At 70.4% G+C, this 22,971-nt stretch carries 27 protein-coding genes and 1 tRNA gene; 17 read left to right on the forward strand and 11 right to left on the reverse strand.

What is annotated here, in order from left to right; all coding sequences use genetic code 11:
• Window positions 1–55: 55 nt before the first annotated feature.
• From ACN28G_RS17640 to ACN28G_RS17655, 4 genes are all read right to left on the reverse strand, one after another.
• Window positions 56–604, reverse strand: coding sequence for a hypothetical protein (locus ACN28G_RS17640; protein ID WP_139135735.1), 549 nt, complete (start codon window positions 602–604; stop codon window positions 56–58).
• A 46-nt stretch (window positions 605–650) separates the two neighbouring features.
• Window positions 651–1,517, reverse strand: a complete 867-nt coding sequence (locus ACN28G_RS17645; protein WP_421479760.1) for an alpha/beta fold hydrolase — start codon at window positions 1,515–1,517, stop codon at window positions 651–653.
• Window positions 1,518–1,560: 43 nt separating this feature from the next.
• A complete protein-coding gene (locus ACN28G_RS17650) occupies window positions 1,561–2,070 on the reverse strand; it encodes a DUF664 domain-containing protein (protein ID WP_421479761.1) in 510 nt (169 codons plus the stop codon).
• 313 nt (window positions 2,071–2,383) lie between these two features.
• Entirely contained in the window at window positions 2,384–2,821 is a 438-nt protein-coding gene (locus ACN28G_RS17655; protein WP_421479763.1) for a hypothetical protein, read from the reverse strand.
• Between the two features lie 724 nt (window positions 2,822–3,545).
• Between ACN28G_RS17655 and ACN28G_RS17660 the strand changes: the two genes are divergently transcribed.
• The 3 genes from ACN28G_RS17660 (at window position 3,546) to ACN28G_RS17670 (ending at window position 5,883) form a co-directional block, all read left to right on the forward strand.
• Window positions 3,546–4,271 carry a hypothetical protein gene (locus ACN28G_RS17660; protein WP_421479765.1) on the forward strand — a complete coding sequence of 242 codons (726 nt, stop codon included), beginning with the start codon at window positions 3,546–3,548 and terminating at the stop codon, window positions 4,269–4,271.
• Window positions 4,268–4,678: a hypothetical protein gene (locus ACN28G_RS17665; RefSeq protein ID WP_421479766.1), complete on the forward strand. Its 411-nt coding sequence runs from the start codon at window positions 4,268–4,270 to the stop codon at window positions 4,676–4,678. Before ACN28G_RS17660 ends, ACN28G_RS17665 begins: the two co-directional genes overlap by 4 nt.
• A 638-nt stretch (window positions 4,679–5,316) precedes the next feature.
• Window positions 5,317–5,883, forward strand: coding sequence for an HD domain-containing protein (locus tag ACN28G_RS17670; RefSeq protein WP_421479768.1), 567 nt, complete (start codon window positions 5,317–5,319; stop codon window positions 5,881–5,883).
• Here ACN28G_RS17670 and ACN28G_RS17675 read toward each other — a convergent pair.
• Window positions 5,871–6,341 carry an NUDIX hydrolase gene (locus ACN28G_RS17675; protein ID WP_421479770.1) on the reverse strand — a complete coding sequence of 157 codons (471 nt, stop codon included), beginning with the start codon at window positions 6,339–6,341 and terminating at the stop codon, window positions 5,871–5,873. The two genes, ACN28G_RS17670 and ACN28G_RS17675, sit on opposite strands and share 13 nt — an antisense overlap.
• Window positions 6,342–6,345: 4 nt before the next feature.
• Window positions 6,346–7,104 carry an XRE family transcriptional regulator gene (locus ACN28G_RS17680; protein WP_421479772.1) on the reverse strand — a complete coding sequence of 253 codons (759 nt, stop codon included), beginning with the start codon at window positions 7,102–7,104 and terminating at the stop codon, window positions 6,346–6,348.
• A 179-nt stretch (window positions 7,105–7,283) separates the two neighbouring features.
• Between ACN28G_RS17680 and ACN28G_RS17685 the strand changes: the two genes are divergently transcribed.
• The 13 genes from ACN28G_RS17685 to ACN28G_RS17745 all read left to right on the forward strand — a co-directional run bounded on the left by ACN28G_RS17685 (window position 7,284) and on the right by ACN28G_RS17745 (window position 15,912).
• Window positions 7,284–7,601 (forward strand): hypothetical protein, encoded by a 318-nt coding sequence (locus ACN28G_RS17685; protein WP_088998260.1) that lies wholly within the window; start codon window positions 7,284–7,286, stop codon window positions 7,599–7,601.
• A gap of 232 nt (window positions 7,602–7,833) precedes the next feature.
• Window positions 7,834–8,262 carry a DUF3307 domain-containing protein gene (locus ACN28G_RS17690; RefSeq protein WP_421479774.1) on the forward strand — a complete coding sequence of 143 codons (429 nt, stop codon included), beginning with the start codon at window positions 7,834–7,836 and terminating at the stop codon, window positions 8,260–8,262.
• A 117-nt stretch (window positions 8,263–8,379) separates the two neighbouring features.
• Window positions 8,380–9,315, forward strand: a complete 936-nt coding sequence (locus ACN28G_RS17695) for a hypothetical protein (RefSeq protein ID WP_421479775.1) — start codon at window positions 8,380–8,382, stop codon at window positions 9,313–9,315.
• 83 nt (window positions 9,316–9,398) lie between these two features.
• A complete protein-coding gene (locus ACN28G_RS17700; RefSeq protein WP_377589516.1) occupies window positions 9,399–10,265 on the forward strand; it encodes an FtsK/SpoIIIE domain-containing protein in 867 nt (288 codons plus the stop codon).
• Window positions 10,262–10,474, forward strand: coding sequence for a hypothetical protein (locus ACN28G_RS17705; RefSeq protein ID WP_421479776.1), 213 nt, complete (start codon window positions 10,262–10,264; stop codon window positions 10,472–10,474). The genes ACN28G_RS17700 and ACN28G_RS17705 overlap by 4 nt, the downstream gene beginning before the upstream one ends.
• An 82-nt stretch (window positions 10,475–10,556) precedes the next feature.
• A complete protein-coding gene (locus ACN28G_RS17710) occupies window positions 10,557–11,003 on the forward strand; it encodes a DUF6197 family protein (protein WP_421479778.1) in 447 nt (148 codons plus the stop codon).
• Complete coding sequence (locus ACN28G_RS17715; protein WP_421479779.1) at window positions 11,000–11,296, forward strand: hypothetical protein; 297 nt, start codon at window positions 11,000–11,002, stop codon at window positions 11,294–11,296. The genes ACN28G_RS17710 and ACN28G_RS17715 overlap by 4 nt, the downstream gene beginning before the upstream one ends.
• Window positions 11,296–11,640, forward strand: a complete 345-nt coding sequence (locus tag ACN28G_RS17720) for an RRQRL motif-containing zinc-binding protein (protein ID WP_421479781.1) — start codon at window positions 11,296–11,298, stop codon at window positions 11,638–11,640. The genes ACN28G_RS17715 and ACN28G_RS17720 overlap by 1 nt, the downstream gene beginning before the upstream one ends.
• A gap of 2 nt (window positions 11,641–11,642) precedes the next feature.
• Window positions 11,643–12,386 carry a hypothetical protein gene (locus ACN28G_RS17725; RefSeq protein WP_421479783.1) on the forward strand — a complete coding sequence of 248 codons (744 nt, stop codon included), beginning with the start codon at window positions 11,643–11,645 and terminating at the stop codon, window positions 12,384–12,386.
• A complete protein-coding gene (locus ACN28G_RS17730; RefSeq protein ID WP_353899847.1) occupies window positions 12,383–12,649 on the forward strand; it encodes a hypothetical protein in 267 nt (88 codons plus the stop codon). Before ACN28G_RS17725 ends, ACN28G_RS17730 begins: the two co-directional genes overlap by 4 nt.
• On the forward strand, window positions 12,649–14,442 hold the full coding sequence (locus ACN28G_RS17735; RefSeq protein WP_421479785.1) for a replication initiator: 1,794 nt from the start codon (window positions 12,649–12,651) through the stop codon (window positions 14,440–14,442). Before ACN28G_RS17730 ends, ACN28G_RS17735 begins: the two co-directional genes overlap by 1 nt.
• 61 nt (window positions 14,443–14,503) lie before the next feature.
• A complete protein-coding gene (locus ACN28G_RS17740) occupies window positions 14,504–14,671 on the forward strand; it encodes an excisionase family DNA-binding protein (protein WP_421479787.1) in 168 nt (55 codons plus the stop codon).
• Complete coding sequence (locus ACN28G_RS17745) at window positions 14,671–15,912, forward strand: tyrosine-type recombinase/integrase (protein ID WP_421479788.1); 1,242 nt, start codon at window positions 14,671–14,673, stop codon at window positions 15,910–15,912. The genes ACN28G_RS17740 and ACN28G_RS17745 overlap by 1 nt, the downstream gene beginning before the upstream one ends.
• A 77-nt stretch (window positions 15,913–15,989) precedes the next feature.
• Here the strand turns inward: ACN28G_RS17745 and ACN28G_RS17750 are convergent.
• The 4 genes from ACN28G_RS17750 to ACN28G_RS17765 all read right to left on the reverse strand — a co-directional run bounded on the left by ACN28G_RS17750 (window position 15,990) and on the right by ACN28G_RS17765 (window position 20,516).
• A tRNA-Val gene (locus ACN28G_RS17750) sits at window positions 15,990–16,061 on the reverse strand.
• 69 nt (window positions 16,062–16,130) lie between these two features.
• The gene (locus ACN28G_RS17755; protein WP_091441646.1) at window positions 16,131–16,598 is read right to left on the reverse strand and encodes a peroxiredoxin; all 468 of its coding nucleotides are present in this window, start codon (window positions 16,596–16,598) and stop codon (window positions 16,131–16,133) included.
• A 64-nt stretch (window positions 16,599–16,662) separates the two neighbouring features.
• Window positions 16,663–17,100, reverse strand: a complete 438-nt coding sequence (locus tag ACN28G_RS17760) for a DUF3052 domain-containing protein (RefSeq protein WP_091441648.1) — start codon at window positions 17,098–17,100, stop codon at window positions 16,663–16,665.
• Between the two features lie 110 nt (window positions 17,101–17,210).
• Complete coding sequence (locus ACN28G_RS17765) at window positions 17,211–20,516, reverse strand: transketolase C-terminal domain-containing protein (protein ID WP_421479791.1); 3,306 nt, start codon at window positions 20,514–20,516, stop codon at window positions 17,211–17,213.
• A gap of 258 nt (window positions 20,517–20,774) precedes the next feature.
• Between ACN28G_RS17765 and ACN28G_RS17770 the strand changes: the two genes are divergently transcribed.
• Window positions 20,775–22,454, forward strand: a complete 1,680-nt coding sequence (locus ACN28G_RS17770) for an alkaline phosphatase D family protein (RefSeq protein WP_421479792.1) — start codon at window positions 20,775–20,777, stop codon at window positions 22,452–22,454.
• Window positions 22,455–22,555: 101 nt separating this feature from the next.
• On the opposite strand, the gene ACN28G_RS17775 is transcribed toward ACN28G_RS17770, so the two are convergent.
• Window positions 22,556–22,960, reverse strand: a complete 405-nt coding sequence (locus ACN28G_RS17775; protein ID WP_175440615.1) for a secondary thiamine-phosphate synthase enzyme YjbQ — start codon at window positions 22,958–22,960, stop codon at window positions 22,556–22,558.
• Window positions 22,961–22,971: the final 11 nt, after the last annotated feature.

Below are 22,971 nucleotides of genomic sequence, written 5' to 3' on the forward strand. Positions count from 1 at the left end.
GCGGCTGAGCACAGCGTGGCCGATCCAGCGGATTCGTGACCCGGTTCGGCCCGAGTCAGTCCCGCCGGGTGATCCCACTCGGGTCCAGCACGGCACGGGCGACGTCCACGAACGAGTCCCGGTGACTCGACCGTTGTCCGATCGCGGCCAGGTGCCCGGCCCGTTCCCGTACCGCCAGCGGCTCGTCGCCCGGCTCCCCACCGCCGAGGCGACGCTGACCGGCGTACTCGGCGTTGACGCTGCGCACCACCGCCCCGGCGGCCTCGGCGACCCGCGCCGGCCCCTCCAGCAGCACCAGGTTGTACGCCTCGTCCAGCGCACGCAGCGCCGGATAGGGCCCATCGTCGCCGGCCGCACCGGCCCCCAGCCAACCCCGGTCCAACCGCCGGTACGCCCGGTCGCAGGCGGCCAGGAACCCCACGTACGCGTCCCGGCGTACCTGCTCACGGCGCAGCGCGCGCTGCTCGGCGCGGTCCTCCCGGACGGCGGCGAGCTGCCCCGCGACCTGCCGGCGGACGGTCAGGGCGGTGACCAGGCCGGTGAGTCCGGCGGCGGTCAGCGTGGCTAGCGACGTGATCAGGGCGATGGCGACCGTGTCCGGCATGCCGCCCATCATCGCCGGGGCGGGCGTGGTGATGTTCCGGCCGGGGTCACGCCGGGGCGGCCAGGAAGGCGCGTATCCGCTCGGTGACGGCCGGCCAGTCCGGGCCGTACTCGTAGAAGTGGTGGTGGGCCCGGCTCTCCAGCAGCTCGGCCCGCCGGATTCCGGCGACCAACGCCTCGGCGTGCGCGAACGGCGCCCCGGCGTCGTGCCGGCTGGCGACCACCAGCGTCGGCTGGCCGACCTGGGCGGTGAGATCCGGGTGGGGTCGCAGGTCGTTGCGGAAGCCGGTGCCGGAGCGCATCCGGGAGAAGAGCCAGACCAACCGGGTACGCTGCTCGGCGCTCAATCCGGCCAGCACCTGCCCCGGCGGCAGGGTGGAGAGGCCGCGGAACAGTTGCCGCAGCCCCGCGTCCGGGGCCAGGCGCAGCAGGGCCCGCATCCCGCCCCAGGTCAGGCCCTCGGTGTACGGCGAGAACAGCAGACCCGCCAACAGCCGGGTACGCCGGTCCGGATAGGGCAGCGGACCCAGCGCGCCCTGCGTGATCAGCCGCTCGACCAGGGCCGGATGGCGGGCGGCCAGGGCCACCGCGGTCGGCCCGCCGGCGGAGATCCCCACCACCGCGGCGACCCGCCCGATCCGCAGGTGCCGGCACAGGTCGGCGAGCACGTCGGCGAAGCCGGTGACGCTGGTGCCGGTGGTCAACGGCGTGTGGCCGTACCCGGGACGCGAGGGTACCAGCACGGTGAGGTCCGCCTCGGCGTACAGCCGCTCGTCCAGGGCCAGACCGGCCCGCAGGTGCCCGCCGTGCACCACCACGACGACGGCGTCCCCACGCCGGTCCAGCCGGTACTCCACCGGGCCGGCCGGTAGGTGCGCGATGCTCGTCGGATACTCGGTCGTCGATGCCACCACCCGCCAAGCGTAGAAGCCCGGACGCGCCACCGGGTGCCCGCTCCTACTCCCCGAGCGGGCCGCCTGCCAACTCGACCACGATGTCCAGGTGACCGACGTGGCGGGCGTACTCCTGGACGAGATGGAACAGCACCCGCTCCAGCGGCGGCGGCTCGGCACCGTCCCACCGGGGGCTCGGCGCCCCGACCGTGGACAGGTCGTGGGACAACACCACGGTACGGGTGTGCGCCCCCTGCGTGCGGAGCGCGTCCAGCAACTCCTGCCGGGTCTCCGTCGGTACGACGTGCCAGCGTTGCCCGTGGCGGTCGCCCCACGGGTCGCCGACGTCGCGGCCCTGGAATCCCCACTCGATCCAGCGCAGTTCCACGTACCGCAGGTGTTTGACCAGCTCCAACGGGGCCCAGCCGGACGGCAGCCGACTGCCGCGCAGCTCTGCCTCGGGTAGCGCGGCCACCTTGGCCACTACCTGCTCGCGGAAGTAGTCCAGGTACCGCACGAAGACCTCGGCACGCCCGGCGGCCGGGCCCGTCGGCTCGGGGAACGGCAACGTCATCCGCCCATTGTCCCCGCGCTCGCGGGTCTGCCGCTGATACCCCCGGGCCCGCGCGGCTGCCGAGCGGCCGGTCCGAGTGTGAGAGGGGGCCCCTGCTATACCGAAAGCGTTAAGAAGGGGCCCTTCCTTACCGGTGGGCGCGGCAGGTTTCGAACCTGCGACCCCTCGCTTGTAAGTTCTGGGCGCTCCGTCCGGGCACGTCCGCGCACGTCCCTGACGTCGGCCGTCGGTCCGTAGCTCTCTGCCTCTGACCCCGTGCGTCTGGCCCTGTTGCTGTCACCGTTGCTGTCGACAGCAGCAGGGCCATCGCCGCTTAGCGCTGGTCGGCAATCGACACTCGCTGCCCAAGGAACTCGCGGAGGAGCCGGCAGAGGCTCGAAATGGCCCGCGTGTGGTCGTCATCGCTGGTAAGGCTGTCCTCGGTCGCACCCTCACCGAAGGTCTCCGCCAGCACCAGCGACCAAAAGGCAAGGCTGCTGCCACGGTGGCGGGAGGACATCCACCCTTGGAACGCTGCCAGTTCGCCCCGGCCACGCGCGAGGTCGAACCCTGTCAGCGCCGAGAACGCTCGCTCGTACCTTGGCCGTCCGACGTACATACCTAGCCGGTGGTCCACATGCCAGAGGAACTCTTCCCAGCCCACCAGAGCATTGTTCCTGATCACGACCGCTTCGGCGTGAAGGAACGAGGCCGGTCTGTTGAGCTGTAAGCCAGCGGTCTTGAGAGGTTCGGACGGTCCGCTGGCGTCCACGGCCGCTCGTCGTAGGCACCACCCGTCGTCACTCAGTAAGTCACTCTGCCCGCTCTTGTAGCAGTCGGTTCAGCCGCCGTCGTGCGTGCACGTCGTTCTGGCCCAGGGCCGCAAGTTCATCGTGCCGTCCGGCTCGGGCAAGCAGGTCCATGTGCCATAGATGGGCGTTATGCCGGGAAGGATCGGAGCTGTAACACCCTGCTACAGCGCTGACCATCGCAATGGCTCGAACCCAGTCGCCACGCTCCTCGGCCATACGCGCGGCTTCGTACCAGTGGAGCACGAGAGCCATGGTAGGCCCTCGCGTACTGGCACTGTCAGCTTGGGAATCGGATTGATCACGGTGGTGAGTGGTCGTACCACCTGGCTGTAGAGCAGGGAAGAGACAGGTCAACATCATGCGACAGGCCGTTGTTGGCCCCTGCTGACCGCCCCATCGGGCACGGTCCGGGCACGGCGGCGTGCGGACTTGAACCCTTAACCTGGAAACGCGGTGGCAAATCCTGCTAAAAGTGGACAAATAAGTGCGTTGGTCTAGCCCGTGGCTCTTGGCAACTCTCGACGTCTCGCACGGGTCCTCGCTGTCGGCTGCGCCAGATCTGCGCCCGATAATCTTGGAGAGACTTCGACTACCCGGCAACGACCTGGCGTCCCATGAACCCACCCCCCTGGGCATCTGTCATCCCAGCAGAGCTCCGATAGGATCACAGCCGACCCCTACGAGATGGACACCGAGACCATGAAGGATTTCTTCGGTCGCTTTTGGACGATGGTAGTTTCGATGGCTGGCCTTGTCGGTCTCTACCTCGGTGCCGTTCAAGTCGATCTGACATGGGCGTTCTGGGCCGTCATAGGATTGGCTGCGGTTGGCACTTCCGTTTCCCCGATACGCCGATGGGTAGCCGATACCCGTGCGAGGATTCGCAGCTATCCGGCAATGGAAGCCGAATCCGCATCTCTGAGAGATCAGCTAGAAGCTCTTGAGAAAGAACTGGCCGACGCACGAGCATCGGCCGACGAGAGGTATGCAGCCGGCCTTAACGAGGGGGCCGCCCGAATAGTCGGAACTATCATGTCCGCCGATGCAAAACCTCCAACTATTATCGCGTTAGCCGAAAGGAATGGAGCCGTCGCACTTGTCGCACGCTATGACGGATCAAGACCCGATCGGCGGCTGCGCTTTACAGTAGTCGCATCCGGATCGGGAGAAATCAAGGGCGCGGTAGGCGTGCTGAACGTCGACGAATCTCGGAGAGTTGCATATTTAAAGTGCATAGATGCAATCTCTCATCAATTCTGGTCGCACCTTGAACAGCGAATGGCATACGATTCCAGCGCTCCCAAGGGAATCGAATTAGTCCGGTACATATACAACGGTGACCGGCTTATCGTTGACGAGGTTGCTCTGACCGAAGCGGTTGAACCAGCACATCCGGAAGGAGAGAAGTGAGCGAGATTCGGGCGAAGGTTGCGACGATAGTGTCTGAGCACCAGTTGGCGCTAAATGCCGGAAGCGACCAAGGTGTTGAACTCAACGATGTCGTTCATGTCATCCGGGAGGTTGATGTCGATGATCCCGACAGCAACGAGCGGCTGGGGACGGTCCGCATCGTCCGATTGCGACTCAAAGTTAACTACATTCAGAATAAACTCTGCGTCGCGATTGTAACTGATCAGTACGGCAGAGATGAGTCAGGTGTCGGAACAATAGCGGCCCTTCTCGCAGCGCGCCGAATCAGGAAAGTCACCTCTCAGCATCGAGAGGGGCTACCAGGAGAGTACTGTCAAATCAGTCCGGGCGATACGGTCGTGATCAAAAAGGAACCACCTGCCGAGAATGAAGAATCAGATGCCTAATTTGGTCTGAAGCAAGGCCCAGCCTCTGCTAGCCATCCCGTCTGCCGTCGACCCGCCCTCCTGGGGAGCGGGCCGCCGCCCGGCCCGCCACGTCAAGACGGCCTTGACGCCCGTACGGACGCTGGCGGGTCGGGCGGTGGTCTGCTCGGCTCGTCCGGGTCGACGGCGGGCGGGATGGCTCCCCACCGCCACCACCCACAAACCGCAAGCCGCCGACGGACCCCCGGCCATCCTGGAGCCGGAGCGCCCCCGCCGGAGGCGCAGTAACCGCAACCCCACCACCCACCCGGTAGCCGCCTACGGGCCCGGCGTGCGCTCCACTGCGCCGCGCGGTGCTCGCCGCGCGGCCCGGCCGGCTGCCGGCCCCACCACCCCACCGGCAACGGCCCGTCGTCATCCGGCGGCCCACCGGGCTACCCGCCCTCCGCGCCAGCCGCCGGGCGTGTTGCGTGACCGGAGTCGGAGCGACAGCGGAGCGACGGGCACGCGCCCTGGCGGCGGCGCGTGCGGCCCGTTCAGGGCCGCCTTGAAGACGTACAGAAACTTTGAACCACTTCGCCGGCAGCCGGCCGGCCCCGCCTCGCCGGGCGTCCGGACACGGGATGGCGTGGGCCGAGTGCGCTCCGTACCCTGACGGCATGGCCGCCCTCGTCGATACCGCCCGGGAAGTTGCGCGACACCTGCTGGAGACGCCGTTGCCTCGGCGGTGGAGTCACGTCCAGGCGGTCGCCGCCAAAGCGGACCGGATCAGCGAGGCGGTCCCGGCCGAGGATCGGGAGGTGCTCGTGGCGTCGGCGTGGCTGCATGACGTGGGCTACAGCCCCAACCTCGTCGACACCGGCTTCCACTCCCTCGACGGTGGCCGCTGGCTTCGCCGCGAGCGGTTCAACGAGCGGATTTCCGCTCTCGTGGCGCACCACTCCTGCGCGTGGCTAGAAGCGGAGGAACGCGGGCTCGGTGACGTCCTGGCCGCCGAGTTCCCTCGGGAAGAGACGCCGGTAACCGACGCGCTCTGCTTCTCGGACATGACGACCGGACCCGACGGCCAAGACTTCGAGGTGCTGGACCGACTCGCCGAGATCCGGTCGCGGTACGGGCCGGAGCACCTGGTGACCCGGTTCATCTGCCGAGCGGAGCCGGAGATGGTCGCCGCCGTGCAGCGGACTCAGCGCCGGCTCTCCGGCAGCGTCGCTCAGCCGATGTAGGGCTCGGGGCGGTCCTCGTAGCCGTGGGTGATGCGGAGCAGGGTCGACGGGTGGATGTCGAACGCGCCCAGATCGTCGCGGGCCACCCACCGGACGTCGCTTGATTCGTCGCTCGGGGTCAGAGTGCCGCCGACGGGCACGGCCCGCAGACACAGGGAGAACTGCTGCCGCACCTCGCCGTCGGAGTAGGCGATGACGTGGCCGGGGTCGGAGTAGACGCCGACCATCCCGGTGACCTCGACCCGTACGCCGGTCTCCTCCCGGGTCTCCCGGACGGCCGTCCCCGCGACCGACTCGCCGATCTCCTGGCCGCCGCCGGGAAGTGACCACAGGCCGTTGTCGGTGCGTTGGATGAGCAGCACCCGACCGCCCTCGTCTCGGACGAAGACGGAGACGGCCACGACGATGCTGTTGGCCTTCGGCGCGTTCGGATCGTGGTAGTGCTCGGTTCTCGCCATGGTCCTAGGTTGCCACCTCGCCGCCCGGCTGCGGCTTCGCGCCCAACAGGACCCGGTCGAAGCTGTCGGAGTAGGTGCCGAACAGGTCGCCGCCGTTGAGCCTGCGAAGGTGCATCACGGGCGCGTGTGGTGCCGGGAACCCGAGCACGTGCATGTTGACCAGCATCTCGTCATCGAATCGATAGATCGAGTTGTACAGCGTCGTGTCGTGGTAGAGCACCGTCACCCCGGGTGCACCCTCAAGCCGGCTGTAGTAGTGCTGAACCTGCCGGATCTTCGCGGCCATCACGCCAGGCGCACCTTCCTCGACGCTCTTACGTTCAATCGCCTCGCTGGTCGGGTCGCCGAGAAGGATCGTCACCTTGACGCCGTCAACGGCCTTTTGACGCAGGACGTCGACAAGCCTCGGGTCTTGCTCCACGAGGAAAAGACCGGCGTAGGCCAGGATGTCGATTCGCTTCTGCGCCCGCTCGATCAGTCGGCCCCACAGGTCGTACGGGACGGAGGAACGCCGGGAGTAGAGCCGAATCAGTTCGCTCTGCCCAATCTTCGATGCCTTCTCCGGGGTCACCGCGTCCGGCCACAGATAGGGCTCGTCTTCGCGCACGATCGCGGCGATTGCGTGCCTGTGACGGGGGTACGGAATCCGGTCCTGCGTGATCCACCGTTCCACCGTCTTCGGGTCGACGCCGATCTTTTCGGCCACTGCGCCGGGGGTGAGGCCGTTGCGCAGGATGGCATCGCGTAGCCGGTCGTTCGCCATTCGACCCTCCTCAAGGGACGACTAGGGACGAGTAGACGATAACCTAGACGTCCCCTAGTCGTCCAGCTCACCGGATGGGGTGTCCTCGGCTTTCCAGGAGTCTTATCCGCAGAGGCCACGAGCAAGAAGTCCACCGGGGACAAGCTCACCATCTGGCCCGAGACACAGGAGGTTCGAAAGTGAAGCTGTACGTGGACACCAAGGCGAAGCAGGTGACGGTGTCGAGGGACCCCGAGCCGAAGAACGACCAGAACGGCAACCAGCGATCCGAGAAGGGAACGGGCCGGCTCATGTGGTCCACCCAGGTCTTCGTTCTCGACGAGACCGGCGGTGAGGTCATCTCCATTACCACGGCGGGTGAGAAGCCGAGCGTGATGGTGGGACAGCTCATCGACGTCGAGCAGTTGGAGGCCATCCCGTGGGCGACCAACGGGCGTAACGGCGTCGCGTTCCGTGCGATCTCGCTGAAGCCGAAGGCTGGTTCGGCGGCAAAGTAGTCCTTCGCACATCGTGCTGTGTGAAGCCTACGGTGTCTCCTGAAGCGGCCTACGGTCCGCTCTCCTGATCCACCTTGAGTCCGGGAGCGTTACTGGCTCCTACTCTCCCGGCCTCGGCAACCCGTGGTTGCCCTCATCAAGTTGTGGCGCGGGGTCGGTACTGGCTCCTACACCTGCCGACCCCGTCTGCCCTTTCCAACCCGTCTGCCCACTGTCGTTGGGAGTGGTTGTCATGCTCATTTCCGCCATCGTGTTCGCCGTCGTCGCGGCGACCTTCTCCGCCGGCCACCAGGTGGCCGACCACGTCTTCGGCCAGTCCGACAAGCAAGCCGCCCACAAGGCCGCTCCCGGCTGGGACGGCTGGCGTCACCTGCTGGGCCACGTCCTGGCCTATCACCTCGTCGTGGCGGGCATGCTGGCCGTCGCCATCGTCGCACTCGACCTGCCCGTGACCGTCGTCGGGCTCGTCGCCGGCATCGGCTTCTCCGCCGTCTCCCACGCCATCCTCGACCGGCGCTGGCCGGTTCGGTGGCTGCTCATCCACACCGGCAGCCCGGACTTCGCCGACCGTCAGGCCCCGATCTGCGGCATGTACCTGGCGGATCAGTCCCTGCACGCGGCCTGCCTGTGGGTGTCCGCGCTGCTGGTCGCCTGCTTGTAGGCGTGAAGGTCGCTGCGCGGCCTGAGTGATTTCGAGCGCGGGGCCGGTACTGGCTCCTACACCTGCCGGCCCCGGGCTCTCCAACCCATCCAGCCCAATCGCTTGGGAGGACGTGTCATGTCCAAGTCTAGCCCTCGCCGCTCGTTCGGGCGGAAGTCAACCGGAACCGTGACAGTCATCGAGGCCAAGGTCCACCGGTCCTCGGCCCGGAACGCCCGGATGGCGTTCATCCTCGCTGCGGTCATCATCGGCATCTTGACGGCCGTGGTGGCCGCTTCCTACGTACACCCGATCATCGGGCTGTTCGTCGGCGTGGCCGTCGGCGTCCCGTGCGGCTTCCTGGCGTGGCTCCTGGTCCGTGTCTGGCCGGTGCTGCGGCTGCTGTGGTGGTGGACCCCCGAAATCGTCCTGTCCACTCTGCTGCTCGCGGGTTGGGTGCAGCTCGCCACCCACACCTCGACCCTGGTCACCCTGGCCGTCGTCGCCGTCGTCCTCGGCGTTCCGGCCGCTGTCCCCGTTTCCCGCCGCCAGGTCGTCGCCTGGGTGTGGTGCCTGATCGTGCGCCACCGGCTGCGGGTGTGCTTCGCACAGTTCATCGTCGCCAACCAGTCCGGGTCCCTCCCGCTGATCCTGTGGGCCCGACCGACGCCGGTCGGCGAGCGGGTCTGGGTCTACCTGCGACCCGGCCTGTCCCTGGCGGACCTGGAAGGCCGCCTCGACAAGATCGCCGTCACCTGCCACGCCTCGTCCGTCCTGGTCGAGCGGGCCGCCGACGGCAACGCCGCATACCTGCGGTTCGACGTCAAGCGCCGTGAGGTGCTCACGGCAACCGTCACGTCCCCGTTGGCCGACGTCATCACCTCCGACGCCCCGGCCACCGACCGGCCGACGCCGGTCGTCCCCACCGCCCTGGACCTGTCCGACGTCCAGGCCCCCACGATCGCGCTGCCCGTCCAGCAGCCCAGGAAGCCGGCCGCCACGTCGGCCAACGGCAGCAAGCCGGCCGCTACGCCGTCGCCCGAGGGCGGCGACGACCTCTCCGACTGGATCTGACCCCACCAACCCCCGGACGCGGGGAGCCCGACGGGCTCTTTCGTGTGGCTTCCCGCGCCCACCAACGCCCAAGGAGGGCACCCATGACCACGGCAACCGCCCCGACCGCCGGCATTCCGGTGGGGCCCGGCCTGTCGATGTTCGACCCGATCTTTCTCGGCATCGACGAGTTCGGCCAGCCCGTCTACGTCACCCTCGCCTACCGCAACCTCCTCGCCGGCGGTGAGCCCGGTGGAGGCAAGTCCGGCCTGCTCAACGCCATTGCCGCCCACGCGGCGCTGTCGGCGGACTCCCGGCTCGTGCTGCTGGACGGCAAGCTCGTCGAGCTGGGCCAGTGGGAAGACTGCGCCGACGCCTTCATCGGCCCCGACATCACCGCCGCTCTCGACGTCCTGCGACGCCTTCAGCAGGTGATGAACAACCGGTACGCCTGGCTGCGTGCCCACGGGCGGCGCAAGGTCACCGCCGCCGACGGTCTGTCCGTCATCACCGTCCTCGTCGACGAGATCGCCTTCTACTCCGCCACGATCGGCGGCAAGCAGGAACAGGAAGAGTTCGTCGCCCTGCTGCGGGACCTGGTCGCCCGGGGCCGGGCCGCCGGCATCCCCGTCGTCGCCGCCACCCAGCGGCCGTCCTTCGACATCATCCCCACCAGCCTGCGGGACCTGTTCGGCTACCGCGCCGCGTTCCGCTGCACCACCCCGAACAGCTCCAACATCGTCCTCGGCCACGGCTGGGCCGAGCAGGGCTACTCCGCCACCGACATCGCCCCTACCAACCAGGGCGCGGCCTACCTCATCGCCGAGGGCGGCGTCCCCCGCCGCATCAAGGTCGCCTACCTGTCCGACGCCCAGATCGCCGGCATTGCCGACTACGCGGCCTGGGTCCGGCGTCCCAGCGGGATCAGCACCCCGACCGGCTCCTCTTCTGACTGGGGGATCGCGGCATGACCACCACCCGAGAGCGCGCCGTCATTCGCATCAACAACCAGCGGGCCGCCCAGTACACCGAAATGTGGGTCATCGGCACCCCGCAGGACCTGGCCCTGATGTTCGAGGCCGCCAACCGCACCGGGCGGCTCGTCTTCGTCTCCGCGCCCATCCCGATGGGCGGCGACGACACCCGTTTCCGCCGCTACGTGCGGCTCCGCAACCAGTAGCAGTCGACAGGACCGGACCACGCCTGGCAGCAACGCCGGTCCTGCCGACCTCCACCGACGCCCGCGAAAGGACGTGGTTGCCATGAAGGCTACCCAAATCCCGCCCCACGCCGGAACGGTCACTCCCGCTGACCTGCTCCGGATGGCTGCCCTCTACCTGCGCCGGCACGGCTGGCACCAGGGCGCCTACTACGCCGACCCCGACCACCTGACCCCGCCGGCCTGCGCCGCCGGGGCGATCGGCATGGCCAGCACCGGGCACCAGGTCGAGAACTTCTTGCAGCTCGACCAGCTCGACGACGACCACCACGCCGACACCCTGGCCGCCCTCGGCGCTTTCGTCGACTACCTCGACACGCACGAGCCGATCTTCTACGTCGACGAAGACGGCTTCCTCGTCGACGAGTACGGCTGGCCCTTCTCGTGGAACGACGACCCCGCCCGCACCGCCGAGCAGGTCGTCACCGCCCTGGAGGCCGCCGCCGACGAGTGGGACTCCCTCCACACCACCGGAGGCGAGAACCGATGAGCACCGTCAAGAAGTCCTTGACGCCCCACCTCCCCCGGCCCAAGCGCCGGGAGGTCGTCGAGAACGACGAGTTCGCCGCCTTCGCCCGGCGCATCATCCGCGCCCACGGCCGCCGCGTCGCCACCGGAGACGTCGAAGCCCTCCGCGACCTGCTCGCCCTGTCCGACGCCATCGATCACGCCGTCGCCGAAGCCGTCATCGGGCTGCGGGCCTTCGGCTACTCCTGGGCCGAGATCGGCTCCCGCCTCGGCATCTCCCGCCAGGCCGCCCAACAGCGCTGGGGAGACCGGTGATGACCACCTACTACGACCCGAACGGCACCCGCTTCGGGTTCCCCACCTTCCCGTACCGGATGGCACCCGACGGGTTGGCCACCCGCCGCCAACTGCGCGCCGCCGGCCTGCGCCCCGGCGGACACGACCCCGTCGCCCAGATCCTCTGGCGTCGCGGTAAGCGCGTCGCCTACCTCTACCGCCTCGACTGCGCCAAGCCCAAGCGAGTCGCCACCCCCGCCCAGCGGGAGGCCATCGGCAAGGCACTGCGCGCCCGGCGTACCTGCGCCGTCTGCGGGCTGCTCCAGCCCTACTACATCCCCCGCCGCTACGGCTGCTGCCTCGACTGCCACGGAGGCCACTGATCATGTCCGCCAAGACTTCGGCCAGCGCCGGCCCTCGACTGGAGGGCGTCGTCCTGGTCCTCATCCTCATCGCCGTCGCCGGCTTCGCCGGGGCCGCCTCCTTCACCCACGTCAAAGACTGGACCCTCGCCAACTCCCCGACCGGCACGGGGCAGTGGTTCGGCTGGGCCAACGCCGTCATCTCCGAACTCGTCCCCATCGCCTGCCTGCTCACCATCCGCCGACGTCGCCGGGTCGGCGCTCCCATCGGCTACCCGCTGTTCCTGCTCATCGCCGCCGCCGGGCTCTCCCTCGCCGCGCAACTCGCGGTCGCCAAGCCGGGCATCTCCGGGTGGCTCCTGTCCGCCGTGCCCGCACTGGCGTTCATGGCCCTGGTGAAACTCGTCCTCGCCCCCGCCGGAGGCGACAACCACACCCCGCCGGCCGCCAAGCCGGCCGCACCCATTCACCTCCAGGTAGCCGAGCAGGTCACCACCGAACCGGCCCCACCGGCCGCCATCACCCCGACTCCCGCCCCGGTTCCCGAGCCGACCCCGGCCGCCACGTTGGAACCCGTCACCGCGCCGGCACCGGAGCCGGTCGACGTCCCCACCCACCTGCTGCCCATGGCCCGCTTCGCGGCCGTTCAGCACGAGCAGAACACCGGGTCCCCGATCACCCCGGCCGAACTCGCCGACCGGCTCGACGTCACCCCGGCCGTCGCCGGGCAGCTCCTCACCACCCTGACCGGTGGTGGTGCCCGATGACCTTCGTCATCGTCGACGTCGAACACGTCGTCCACACCTGCCCCGTCCACCCGGACGGGCACCCGTACGACATTCGGCGCACCGTCGTCGACGTCATCCCCGGTGGTCCCTGCCGGGCCCCGGTCACCGTCCGCTGCGGCGGGCAGACCGTCCAGATTCCCTGTCACCGGCACGAGCCGGCCAAGCGCCAGTGTGGCGCCTGCCGGGTCATCGTCACCGAACGCTCCATCACCACCCGCACCCCGAACGGGGCTGCGGCCTGATGGCCTCGACGCTGGACCTCACCCCCCGCGCTTCGGCCCGGGGGGTGGGCTCGAACGCCGACACCATCCCGCCCGTCTACGACTACACCGCCGCCGGGGCCGCGTTCATCCGCGCCACCCGCCCCGACTACTTCGGCTGGATCGAACACGTCCGCGCCGCCGCCGGCTGCACCCGACCGATCCGCCTCGCCGGGCAGCTCCTCACCGTCGACGCCGCCACCGGCCGTGTCGTCGACCAGCGGCACACCGACGGCATGCCCGACGCGGTCATCTACACCCCCTGCGGCAACCGCCGGGCCACCGTCTGCCCCGCCTGCGCCCACACCTACCAACGCGACGCGTACCAGCTCCTGCGCGCCGGCCTCGTCGGCGGCAAGGGCGTCCCCGACACCGTCACCCGGCACCCCGCCGTCTTCCCCACCTTCACCGCACCCTCCTTCGGGCCCGTCCACGTCCGGGCTGTCCGGAAGCACACCTGCGCCGACCGCAAGCGCTGCGACTGCCGGCCCGACCCCTGCCACGCCCGACGCGCCACCGACCCGGCCGCCGGCCGCTGCCCCCACGGCCGCCCCGCCGCCTGCTGGGCCCGCCACGAACCCGCAGACGCCGTCCTCGGCCAACCGCTGTGCCTCGACTGCTACGACCACGATCACCAGGTCGTCTGGAACCTCTACTCCGGCGAACTGTGGCACCGCACCAAGCAGGCCGCGGAACGGCACCTCGCCAAGCTCGCCCGCCGCCGCGGCATCCCCCGCGTCCAGGTCGTCACCGCCTCCGGCAACACCCGCACCGTCCCACCCGTCCGGCTGTCCCACGGCAAGGCCGCCGAGTTCCAGGCACGCGGCGCGGTCCACTTCCACGCCCTCGTACGCCTCGACGGCGTCGACCCCACCGACCCCGCCGCCGTCGTCCCGCCACCGGCCGCGTTCACCGTCGCCGACCTCGTCGACGCGCTCCGGCACGCCGCCGCACAGGTCGCCTTCGCCACCCCCGCCCACCCCGACCGGCCCGACGGCTGGCCGATCGCCTGGGGCGAGCAGCTCGACATCCGACCCATCACGCTGACCGGGCACGGCGAGGTCACCGACAGCATGGTCGCCGGCTACCTTGCCAAGTACGCCACCAAGAGCACCGAGGTAACCGGGCACCGCTCCGTCAGGCTCACCGCCGACACCATCGGCGACCATGCCGACCCCGACGGCGACCACACCGCCCGCCTCATCGACGCCTGCTGGCGACTCGGCCGCCCCACCGGCACCCCGGTCCCCCTCTCGCAGCGGCCCCGCGCCCCCCGGCCCCGACCGGGCTTCGTCGACCGCTGGGAGTGCCCCGACTGCGGCACCCACACCCGCTACGCCGCCTGCCCCGTCTGCGTCGCCCACCGTCAAGCCGCCCTTGACACCGAACCGACGCGACCGGCCAACCCCAACCCGTACGCCCGACTGCGCCGCTGGGCGCACATGCTCGGCTTCGGCGGTCACTTCCTCACCAAGGCCCGGCGCTACTCCGTCACCTTCCAGACCCTGCGCGACGCCCGCCGCGACCACCGGCAACGCGAGGACCAGGACCACGCGCACCCCGCCACCGGCGGCCAGCTCGTCGACGACCACGACGACACCACCCTGATCGTCGGCACCCTCGCCTTCGCCGGGGTCGGCTGGCACACCACCGGAGACGCCCTCCTCGCCAACTCCGCCGCCGCCATGGCCCGGGAACGACAAGCCACCGGCCGCGAAGAACTCGCCCACGAACTCAGCACCACCCCGGCCGGCACGGCACCTGCCGCCGCATGAGCCCCTCTCAGACGCACGAGAAAGGCAGACGTTGGACACCCCCACCCCGATCACTCCCCGCGTGCTGCGCGTCGAGGAAGCCGCTCGGGCGCTCGGCATCGGGCGCTCGCTGGTCTACGAACTGATCCGCTCCGGCCGGCTCCGCTCGTTCAAGGTCGGAAGTCGCCGGCTCATCCCCGCTTCGGCGATCGACGAGGCGATCACGAATCTCCTGGAGGAAGCAGCCTGATGCACCGGCAACCCAAGAAGCGCCAAGCCGCCAGCGGTCGCAACCCGAACGGCGAGGGTTCGATCTACCAGCGATCCAGCGACGGCCGCTGGGTCGGACAGGCTTACGTCCTCACCACCGAGGGCACCCGGAAGCGGAAGTTCGTCTACGGAGCCACCTGGGATGAGGCACACACCAAGCTCGTCGAGCTGAAGTCACGCTCCCAGCGGGGCATTCCCACCCCCGACCGGGCCTGGAAGATCGCCGACTACCTGCCGTACTGGCTGTCCGCGTACGTGACCGACCTCAAGCCCACCACGGCCCGTGGCTACGAGAGCGCTGTCCGGCTGCACCTGGTGCCAGCCCTCGGCACCAAGCGGCTCGACACCTTGCAGGTCCAGCACGTGAAGACGTTCATGAACGACTTCCGCGTCAAGTGCCTCTGCTGCACGGCCGGACTCGACAGGACCCGCCGGCCGGCCCGGCAGTGCTGCTCGGCTGGTCGTTGCTGCAAGCGCTATCCCAGCTCCCGACAGATCCAGTTCGTTCACGCGGTGCTACGCAACGCGCTGCAACACGCCATGCGGGAAGAGCTGGTCGCGCGCAACGTCGCCAAGCTGGTCCGTGTCCCCGCACCGCGTTACCGGGTCGGCAAGGGCCTGACCGTCGAGCAGGTCCGCAAGCTGCTCGCCGCGACCGAGGGCCACCGGTTGCACCCGCTCTACGTCGTGGCGGCCACGCTCGGGCTCCGGCGCGGGGAACTGCTCGGGCTGCGCTGGTCGGACCTGGACCTCGACGCCGGCACCGCCGCGATCGGTCAGACCGTCCAGCGGACTGCCGCCGGGCTGCACCTGCAAGACACCAAGACCGAGGAGTCGGAGAGCGTCCTTCCGCTGCCCGACTGGACCTGGCTGGTGCTGCTCGACCACCAGGAGCGCCAGCGCCGGGAACGCGCCCGGCTGGCCGAGGTGTGGCAGGAACACGGCCTTGTCTTCCCCTCCGAGGTCGGCACCCCGATGGAGCCCCGCAATTTGAACCGCCACTTCGCGGCGCTGCGGGAGCGGGCCGGTTGTCCGGACGTCCGGCTACACGACCTGCGGCACACCGTCGTGTCCCTGCTGATGGAGCTGGGCGTCCCGCCGCACGTCGTCCAGGCCATCGCCCGGCACGCGGACGTGAAACTGACCCTCAAGGTGTACTCACACGCCAACCTCGACGCCATGCGTCAGGCGCTCGGCAAGCTCGACGGGCGGCTGTCGTGACCGGCGTTGCTGTCACCGTTGCTGTCAGCCGCCGGGTTGTCGATCTTCGGAAGCGCTCCCGCGCTGGTGGTGATGGGTGGGCGCGGCAGGTTTCGAACCTGCGACCCCTCGCTTGTAAGGCGAGTGCTCTCCCACTGAGCTACGCGCCCGGTACGCCCCGTACGGCGGGCCGGTGGCTGGTCAGCTTACCTGCCGGCCACCGGCCCGGTCGAACGGGATCAGGCGGCGGTGGCCTCCGCCAGGGCCTTGCGCCAGCCCTGCTGGTCACGGGCCTCACCGGGCATGTTCATCTCGGCGAACCGGACCACGCCTGCCTTGTCGATCACGAAGGTGCCCCGGTTGGCGATCCCGGCGACCTCGTTGAAGACCTGGTACGCCTGGGCGACCGCCCCGTGCGGCCAGAAGTCGGCGAGCAGCGGGAACTGGTAGCCCTCCTTCTCGGCCCAGACCTTGTGGGTGTAGACCGAGTCGACGCTGACGGTGAGCACCTGGACATCGTCGTTGACGTACTCGTTGAGGTTGTCCCGCACCTCGCAGAGCTCACCCGAGCAGACGCCGGTGAAGGCGAGGGGGTAGAAGACGAGCAGAACGGTCCGCTTGCCCCGGAAGTCCGACAGCCGGACCTCCTGGTTGTTCTGGTCCTTCAGCACGAAGTCCGGCGCCTCGGCGCCCACCTCGATCGGCATGCCATCTCCCTGGGGGTTGTTCACGGTGAACCACGCCCGCCACCGATGGTGGCGGCCGGGGGTCCTACTTCTTGGCCTTGGCGCCGCGACGCAGCACGAGGCGGGCGCCGCTCCAGTCGCGGCCGGCGCTGATGGTCGAGGTCTGCTGCAGGCCGGCGGTCTGCGCGGACTCGGCCACCTCGCTGGGCTCGACGTGCCCGTCCCGGCCGGCCTTGGGCGTCAACAGCCACACCACGCCGTTGTCGGCCAGCGGGCCGAGGGCGTCGACGAGCAGTTCGAAGAGGTCACCGTCGCCGTCGCGATACCACACCAGTACGGCGTCGACCACCTCGTCGGTGTCCTCGTCGACCAGTTCTCCACAGCGGTCGGTAAGGACGTCGCGGAGATCCTGGTCGACGTCATCGTCGTACCCCATCTCCATGACGACCATCCCCGGTTCGATCCCGAACCGGTCCGCCAGGCTGCGTACCCCGTCGGCGGCCTGACCAGCGGTCGCGCTCACTGTCGCGTGCCTCCTCATCTCGTGCTGGGCGGCGTCGCTCATGACGCCGTCAGGGCAAGTCCACACACTTGTGCCGCCGCGCGCAAGTGGCGCACCGGGTGGAACGGAATTTACCGCGCCAGCAGCGTACGGGCACCCTGGGTGATGGCATCCTCGGACACCAACACCCGGCCAGCCGCCGGACCTAGCGGGACAAAAGAGTCAACTGCTGCTACTCTTCGCGCGGCACCCACATATCCGGCATCGACCAGGGCGGCGATCACCCCCTCACCGACCCCACCGGAGCGCCTGGTCTCGTCCACGACCAGCACCCGACCGGTCGCCGAGGCCTCCCGGATGAGATCGGCCACCGGCAGCGGAGCCAGCCACCGCAGGTCCACCACGCGGGTGCCGATCCCCTCGTCGGCCAGTGCCGACGCCGCCCGCAGCGACATCCACACTCCGTTACCGAACGTGATGATGGTGACATCCTCGGCGGAGCCGACCCCGTACACCCGGGCCCGCCCGACCGGGACGTGCCCGCCGGCCCACCGGCCCGGCTCGGCGTACTCCCCGAGCCACTCGCCGTCGCCCTCGGCGTACAGGTCGCGGGCGTGGTACAGCGCGGCCGGCTCCAGGAACACGCAGACGCTGCCGTCCACCGCCGCGCTGGCCAGGCACGTCCGCAGCATGGGCGCGGCATCGTCCGGCCGTGCCGGCACCGCGATCACCAGACCCGGCACATCCCGGAGTACGGCCACCGAGTTGTCGTCGTGCACCGGGCCACCGAGCCCGTCCGGCGTCGCCAGCCCGGCCACCCGCACCACCATCGGATTGCGAAACGCGCCGGAGGAGAGGAACTGCAGGCCGGCCGCCTCGCCCCGCAACTGGTCCTCGGCGTGGTGCAGGTACGCCAGATACCGGATCTCCGGCACCGGCAGCATCCCGGCCAGGCCGGCACCGAGGGCCAGGCCGAGGATCGAGGTCTCGTCGAGCAACGTGTCGAAGACCCGGGCCGGACCGAACCGGTCCCGCAGCCCCTCGGTCACCCCGTTCACCCCGCCCCGCGCCGCCACGTCGACCCCGAAGACCGCCGCGCCGGAATGGTCCAGCAGCCCGTCGGTGAGCGCCGCGTTGATGCTCTGCGCCAGGGTGAGCGGGCCGGCCAGCTCGGGCGGCTTGCCCCCGAACGCCTCCGCCCGGACCGCCGCCGCCGGACCGGCCGCCCGCGCCGCCGCGTCGGCCACCGCCCGGGCGACCCGGGCCGGCCGACGGGGGGCCAGCGCCGCGAGCACCTCGACCGGCTCGGCCAGCTTCGGTTCGCCGATGGCCTCCTCGGCCAGCCGACGCACCTGCCAGCCCGCCTCGTCGTACCGGGACAGCAGCTCCTCACCGGTGACGAAGCCGGCCGACACCAGCGACTGAGCGGTGGCCAGCACCGGATCGCGCTCGCCGGCCACGGTGTCGTGCTCGTTGCGGGCCTCCTGGCGGTCCCACAGCCGTACCGTGCTCAGGTGCAGCACGGCGGGCCGCCGGTGGCGTCGTACCCAGGCCTGCGCCTCGGCCGCCACCCGGTACGTCCCCACCAGGTCACCACCGTCGGCGGCGAAGTACCGGATGCCGGGGCGCGACCGCAACGCCTGCGTCACCCAGCCCTCGGGTGAACCGAGGCCGTTGTCCTCACAGACGAAGAGCACCGGGATCCGCAGCCCGGTGTGGTCACACCAACCGGCCGCGTTGAACGCCGCGGTGGCATTGGCATGGTTCACCGAGGCGTCGCCGAACGAGCAGACCACGATGGCGTCGGCCGGCCAACCCGACCGCTGCGCCCGGTCGGCGTCCTCGGCGGTGTCGGGGACGTCGAGGCGGCGCAGCCGTTCCAGGGCCAGCCCCAGCCCGACCGCCCGGGGCAGGTACGAGCCGGCCGTGCTCGTCGTCGGCACGACGGCCAGATCGGCCCGGCCGAACACCTTGTGCCGCCCCCCGGCGAGCGGCTCCCGCGCCGAGGCCACCATGCCCCGCAGGACGTCCCGCGCCGCGTCGAGGTACCCGTCCCCGATCGGCCGAGCCCGCACCGAGGCTGCCCCACCCGGCTCCCCCACCGCCGCCGCGTCGGTACCGGCGAACCCATCCACCGGACCACCACCGGCCGCCGCATGGGTGCCGGTGGCCGCATGGGTCCCGGTCGGCGCACCCGTGCCGATCGGCGCATGGGTGCCGGTCGGCGCATGCATGCCGGTGGGCGCATGGGTGCCGGTCGTCCCACCCGTGCCGGTCGGCGCATGGGTGCCGGTCGGCGCACCCTCGGGCGTACCCGGATTCTGGTCCGGCCTCGGGCCGCCGCGGGCGTCGGGACGTTGGTCGGTCCTCTGGCCACCGGGGGCGCCCGGAAGTTGGTCCGCGACCGGGTCGCCGGAGGTGGCCGTAGGTTGGTCGGTGAACGGTCCGGCCCGGTTGGTGAACGGTTGGCCGGCAGCCAGGCCTTTGCCCGAACCCGGGCCGGCAGCCAGGTCGTTGCTCGAACCCGAATCCGGGACAGCGGTCGCCGGGGGGATCGCGCCCGAGGTGGCGTGCGGGGTCGCGGTGGCGTGCGGGGTCGCGGTGGCGTGGCCGGCGGGGTCGTCCGCAGCCCGGGTGACGCGGTCGTCGTCGTCCGCAGCCCGGGTGACGCGGTCGTCCGCGGCCCGGTTGACGCGGTCGTCCGCAGCCCGGGTGACGCGGTCGTCCGCAGCCCGGGTGACGCGGTCGTCCGCAGCCGGCAGGGCGGGGGCGTTCGCGGCCGGCCGGGTGGAGGCGTTCGCGGTCGGCCGGGTGGAGGCGTTCGCGGTCGGCCGGGTGGAGGCGTTCGCGGTCGGCCGGGTGGAGGCGTTCGTGGTCTGGGCCGCGCGGACGCAGTAGAACGCGCCGGAGCGGTGGTGCAGCAGCGCGGGGTCGGTGGGGCGCAGCGCGGCGGCCACCGCGGCGTTGCCCTCGTGCCCGGCCGAGGCGATCGTGTAGAAGCCCTCCCCGAAGCCGTGCAGCCACCGGCCGGCAAGATCCAGTTGCCGGCTGACGACCTGCGCGTCGAACAGGTCGAGTGCCCAGGCTCCGGTCAGTACCGCCTCGGTCTGTCCGTCGGCGGAGGCCGGTTCGGGGACGGTCTGCCCGTCAACGGAGGCCGGATCGGGGACGGTCCGCCCGTCAACGCAGGCCGGATCCGGCGCGGGCCGCCCGTCGGCGGAGGCCGGGTCGGGGGTCGGTGGGGTTTGTCCGTTGACGGGCGCCACGTCAGGGGCAGGTGCCGGAGCGGGCCGCCGGTCGGCCGGCTCCGGATCGGTCCCGGTACCCGGTCCCGTGGCCTTTCGGAGCGGCTCACCCAGGTCACGTCGTTGCTGCGGGGCGGTGAGCGCGGCCAACGCCTCCCGGAACCGCTCGTCGAGATCTTGCGGGATGGTCACGTCGGACAGCATTACCGATACTGACCCGCCCCGCCCACTCAGACACGTTCCCCCCTACCGCTTTGGGGAGGTCTGTGGTCGCCATGGCGACCACAGACCTCCCCAAAGTGCAGCCACCCTCGTCGATGGGTGGATCAGGGGGTGAGAGGGGTCCCCTGTTCGACAAAAAGCGATAAGAGGGGGCCCTTCCTTTCACCTTGGGTTCATGGGGGGCGCGGAGGGTGGGGGGAGGTTTGAAGGGGACTTTGGGGAGGAAATGTGGCACTTTCTCGACGTACCATTCTGCTCTCCGGCGCGACGGTCGGCGCGGTCGGCGCGGTGACCGGCGGGGCGAGCACGGCTGGCGCGACCGGCACCGTGGTCCGGAATCGACGGGCGGTGGGCCGGCCGCTGCGGCAGGATCCGTTCACCCTGGGCGTCGCCTCCGGCGACCCGGCGCCGGACGGGTTCGTGCTCTGGACCCGACTCGCCCCGCAGCCGCTGGCCGAGGACGGACTCGGCGGCATGCCCGACCGGGTGGTGAGCGTGCAGTGGGAAATCGCCGCGGACGAGGCCTTCCGCCACCGGGTACGGCAGGGGGTCGTACCGGCCCGGCCGCAGTCGGCGCACAGCGTGCACGTGGAGGTGGCCGGGTTGCTGCCCGGCCGGGAGTACTTCTACCGGTTCCGCGCCGAGGGGTACCTGTCGCCGGTGGGACGCACCCGCACCGCGCCCGCGCCGTCGACCATGCCGGCCGCCCTGGCCATGGCCTTCGCGTCCTGCTCGCAGTACGAGCACGGCTGGTTCACCGCGTACCGGCGGCTGGCCGAGAGCGAACCGGAACTGGTCCTGCACCTGGGCGACTACCAGTACGAGTACGCCAAGGACACGTACACGGTGCCGGGTGGCAACCCGCGTGACCACGAGGGGCCGGAGACCCGCACGCTTGCCAACTACCGGCAGCGGCACGCCCAGTACAAGACCGACGCCGACCTGCAGGCGGCCCACGCGGTGGCCCCCTGGCTGGTGGTCTTCGACGACCACGAGGTCGACAACAACTGGGCCGACGAGATTCCCGAGGCCCCCGATCCGGACTTCCTGGCCCGGCGGGCGGCGGCCTTCCAGGCGTACTACGAGAACATGCCGCTGCGCCGGACCTCGATCCCGCGCGGCATCGACCTGCAGCTCTACCGTCGGGTGCGCTGGGGTCGGCTGGCCACCTTCCACCTGCTCGACACCCGGCAGTACCGCGACGACCAGGCGTGCGGCGACGGGTACCGGGACTGCGCGGCGGCGGCCGAGGAGAACCGGTCGATCACCGGCGCCGAGCAGGAGGCGTGGCTGCTGGACGGCTTCCGCCGAGCCGACGCCCGCTGGGACATCCTCGGCCAGCAGGTCTTCTTCGCCCAACGCGACAACAATGCCGGGCCGCTCACCGTCACCAGCATGGACGCCTGGGACGGCTACGTCGCGTCCCGGGACCGGATCACCCGGGGCTGGGTGGCCGCCGGGGTACGCAACCCGGTGGTGCTCACCGGCGACGTACACGCCCACTGGGCCAGCGACCTGAAGCTGGACTACGCCGACCCGACCTCCCGTACCGTCGGTTCGGAGCTGGTCTGCTCCTCGGTCACCTCCGGCGGCGACGGCGCCGACTCGGCCAGCGACTCCCACCCGTTCCTGCGGATCAACCCGCACCTGCGCTTCCAGAACAACCTGCGGGGGTACGTCCGCACCACGATCACCCCGGCGCAGCTGGCCGCCGACTTCGAGGTGCTGCCGTACGTCAGCCGGCCGGGCGCGCCGGTGCACACCCGTGCCTCGTTCGTCGTCGAGGACCGAGTGCCCGGCCTGCACCAGACGTACGACCGACCGGTGGACCCGTCGGCGGCGGCCCGCCGGGTCGACCCCGCCGAGGCCGCCCGCCAGACCGTCCAGTCCGAAACCCTCCGCCCCTGAGGGGTAAGGAAGGGCCCCTTGTTAACGCTTCCGGTAGAGAAGGGCACCCCTCTCACCACCGGGCCGTCGCCGGTAACAAGGGGCCCTTCCAAACGGCGCGGTCAGGCGGGGAGGAAGGAGAAGCGGACCTGGCGGGTGGGGTTGTCGCCGTTGGTGTCGACCAGGCAGATCGACTGCCAGGTGCCCAGCGCGAGCCGCCCGTCGAGCACCGGCACCGTCGCGTACGGCGGAACGAGGGCGGGCAGTACGTGGTCGCGCCCGTGCCCCCGTGACCCGTGCCGGTGCCGCCAGCGGTCGTCGGTGGGTAGCAGCTCGTCCAGGGCGGTGAGCAGGTCGTCGTCGCTGCCGGCCCCGGTCTCGATGATCGCCAGCCCGGCGGTGGCGTGCGGCACGAAGACGTGCAGGAGCCCGTCGCCCTGCCCGGCGACGAAACTCTCCGCCTCGCCCGTGATGTCCCGAACGGTGGGTCGGGAACCGGTCGATACGGTGATCACCTCACTGCGCATACGGCGCATTC

It is taken from the genome of Micromonospora sp. WMMA1923 (assembly GCF_049179195.1).
GTDB classification, from domain to species: domain Bacteria; phylum Actinomycetota; class Actinomycetes; order Mycobacteriales; family Micromonosporaceae; genus Micromonospora; species Micromonospora yangpuensis.

Bases quoted from the DNA above. Each gene is read 5' to 3' on its own strand.
- ACN28G_RS17640 (WP_139135735.1), bottom strand. From the start codon at position 604: ATGCCGGACACGGTCGCCATCGCCCTGATCACGTCGCTAGCCACGCTG.
- ACN28G_RS17650 (WP_421479761.1), bottom strand. From the start codon at position 2,070: ATGACGTTGCCGTTCCCCGAGCCGACGGGCCCGGCCGCCGGGCGTGCC.
- ACN28G_RS17660 (WP_421479765.1), top strand. From the start codon at position 3,546: ATGGACACCGAGACCATGAAGGATTTCTTCGGTCGCTTTTGGACGATG.
- ACN28G_RS17670 (WP_421479768.1), top strand. From the start codon at position 5,317: ATGGCCGCCCTCGTCGATACCGCCCGGGAAGTTGCGCGACACCTGCTG.
- ACN28G_RS17675 (WP_421479770.1), bottom strand. From the start codon at position 6,341: ATGGCGAGAACCGAGCACTACCACGATCCGAACGCGCCGAAGGCCAAC.
- ACN28G_RS17680 (WP_421479772.1), bottom strand. From the start codon at position 7,104: ATGGCGAACGACCGGCTACGCGATGCCATCCTGCGCAACGGCCTCACC.
- ACN28G_RS17690 (WP_421479774.1), top strand. From the start codon at position 7,834: ATGCTCATTTCCGCCATCGTGTTCGCCGTCGTCGCGGCGACCTTCTCC.
- ACN28G_RS17695 (WP_421479775.1), top strand. From the start codon at position 8,380: ATGTCCAAGTCTAGCCCTCGCCGCTCGTTCGGGCGGAAGTCAACCGGA.
- ACN28G_RS17700 (WP_377589516.1), top strand. From the start codon at position 9,399: ATGACCACGGCAACCGCCCCGACCGCCGGCATTCCGGTGGGGCCCGGC.
- ACN28G_RS17705 (WP_421479776.1), top strand. From the start codon at position 10,262: ATGACCACCACCCGAGAGCGCGCCGTCATTCGCATCAACAACCAGCGG.
- ACN28G_RS17710 (WP_421479778.1), top strand. From the start codon at position 10,557: ATGAAGGCTACCCAAATCCCGCCCCACGCCGGAACGGTCACTCCCGCT.
- ACN28G_RS17715 (WP_421479779.1), top strand. From the start codon at position 11,000: ATGAGCACCGTCAAGAAGTCCTTGACGCCCCACCTCCCCCGGCCCAAG.
- ACN28G_RS17720 (WP_421479781.1), top strand. From the start codon at position 11,296: ATGACCACCTACTACGACCCGAACGGCACCCGCTTCGGGTTCCCCACC.
- ACN28G_RS17725 (WP_421479783.1), top strand. From the start codon at position 11,643: ATGTCCGCCAAGACTTCGGCCAGCGCCGGCCCTCGACTGGAGGGCGTC.
- ACN28G_RS17730 (WP_353899847.1), top strand. From the start codon at position 12,383: ATGACCTTCGTCATCGTCGACGTCGAACACGTCGTCCACACCTGCCCC.
- ACN28G_RS17735 (WP_421479785.1), top strand. From the start codon at position 12,649: ATGGCCTCGACGCTGGACCTCACCCCCCGCGCTTCGGCCCGGGGGGTG.
- ACN28G_RS17745 (WP_421479788.1), top strand. From the start codon at position 14,671: ATGCACCGGCAACCCAAGAAGCGCCAAGCCGCCAGCGGTCGCAACCCG.
- ACN28G_RS17755 (WP_091441646.1), bottom strand. From the start codon at position 16,598: ATGCCGATCGAGGTGGGCGCCGAGGCGCCGGACTTCGTGCTGAAGGAC.
- ACN28G_RS17775 (WP_175440615.1), bottom strand. From the start codon at position 22,960: ATGCGCAGTGAGGTGATCACCGTATCGACCGGTTCCCGACCCACCGTT.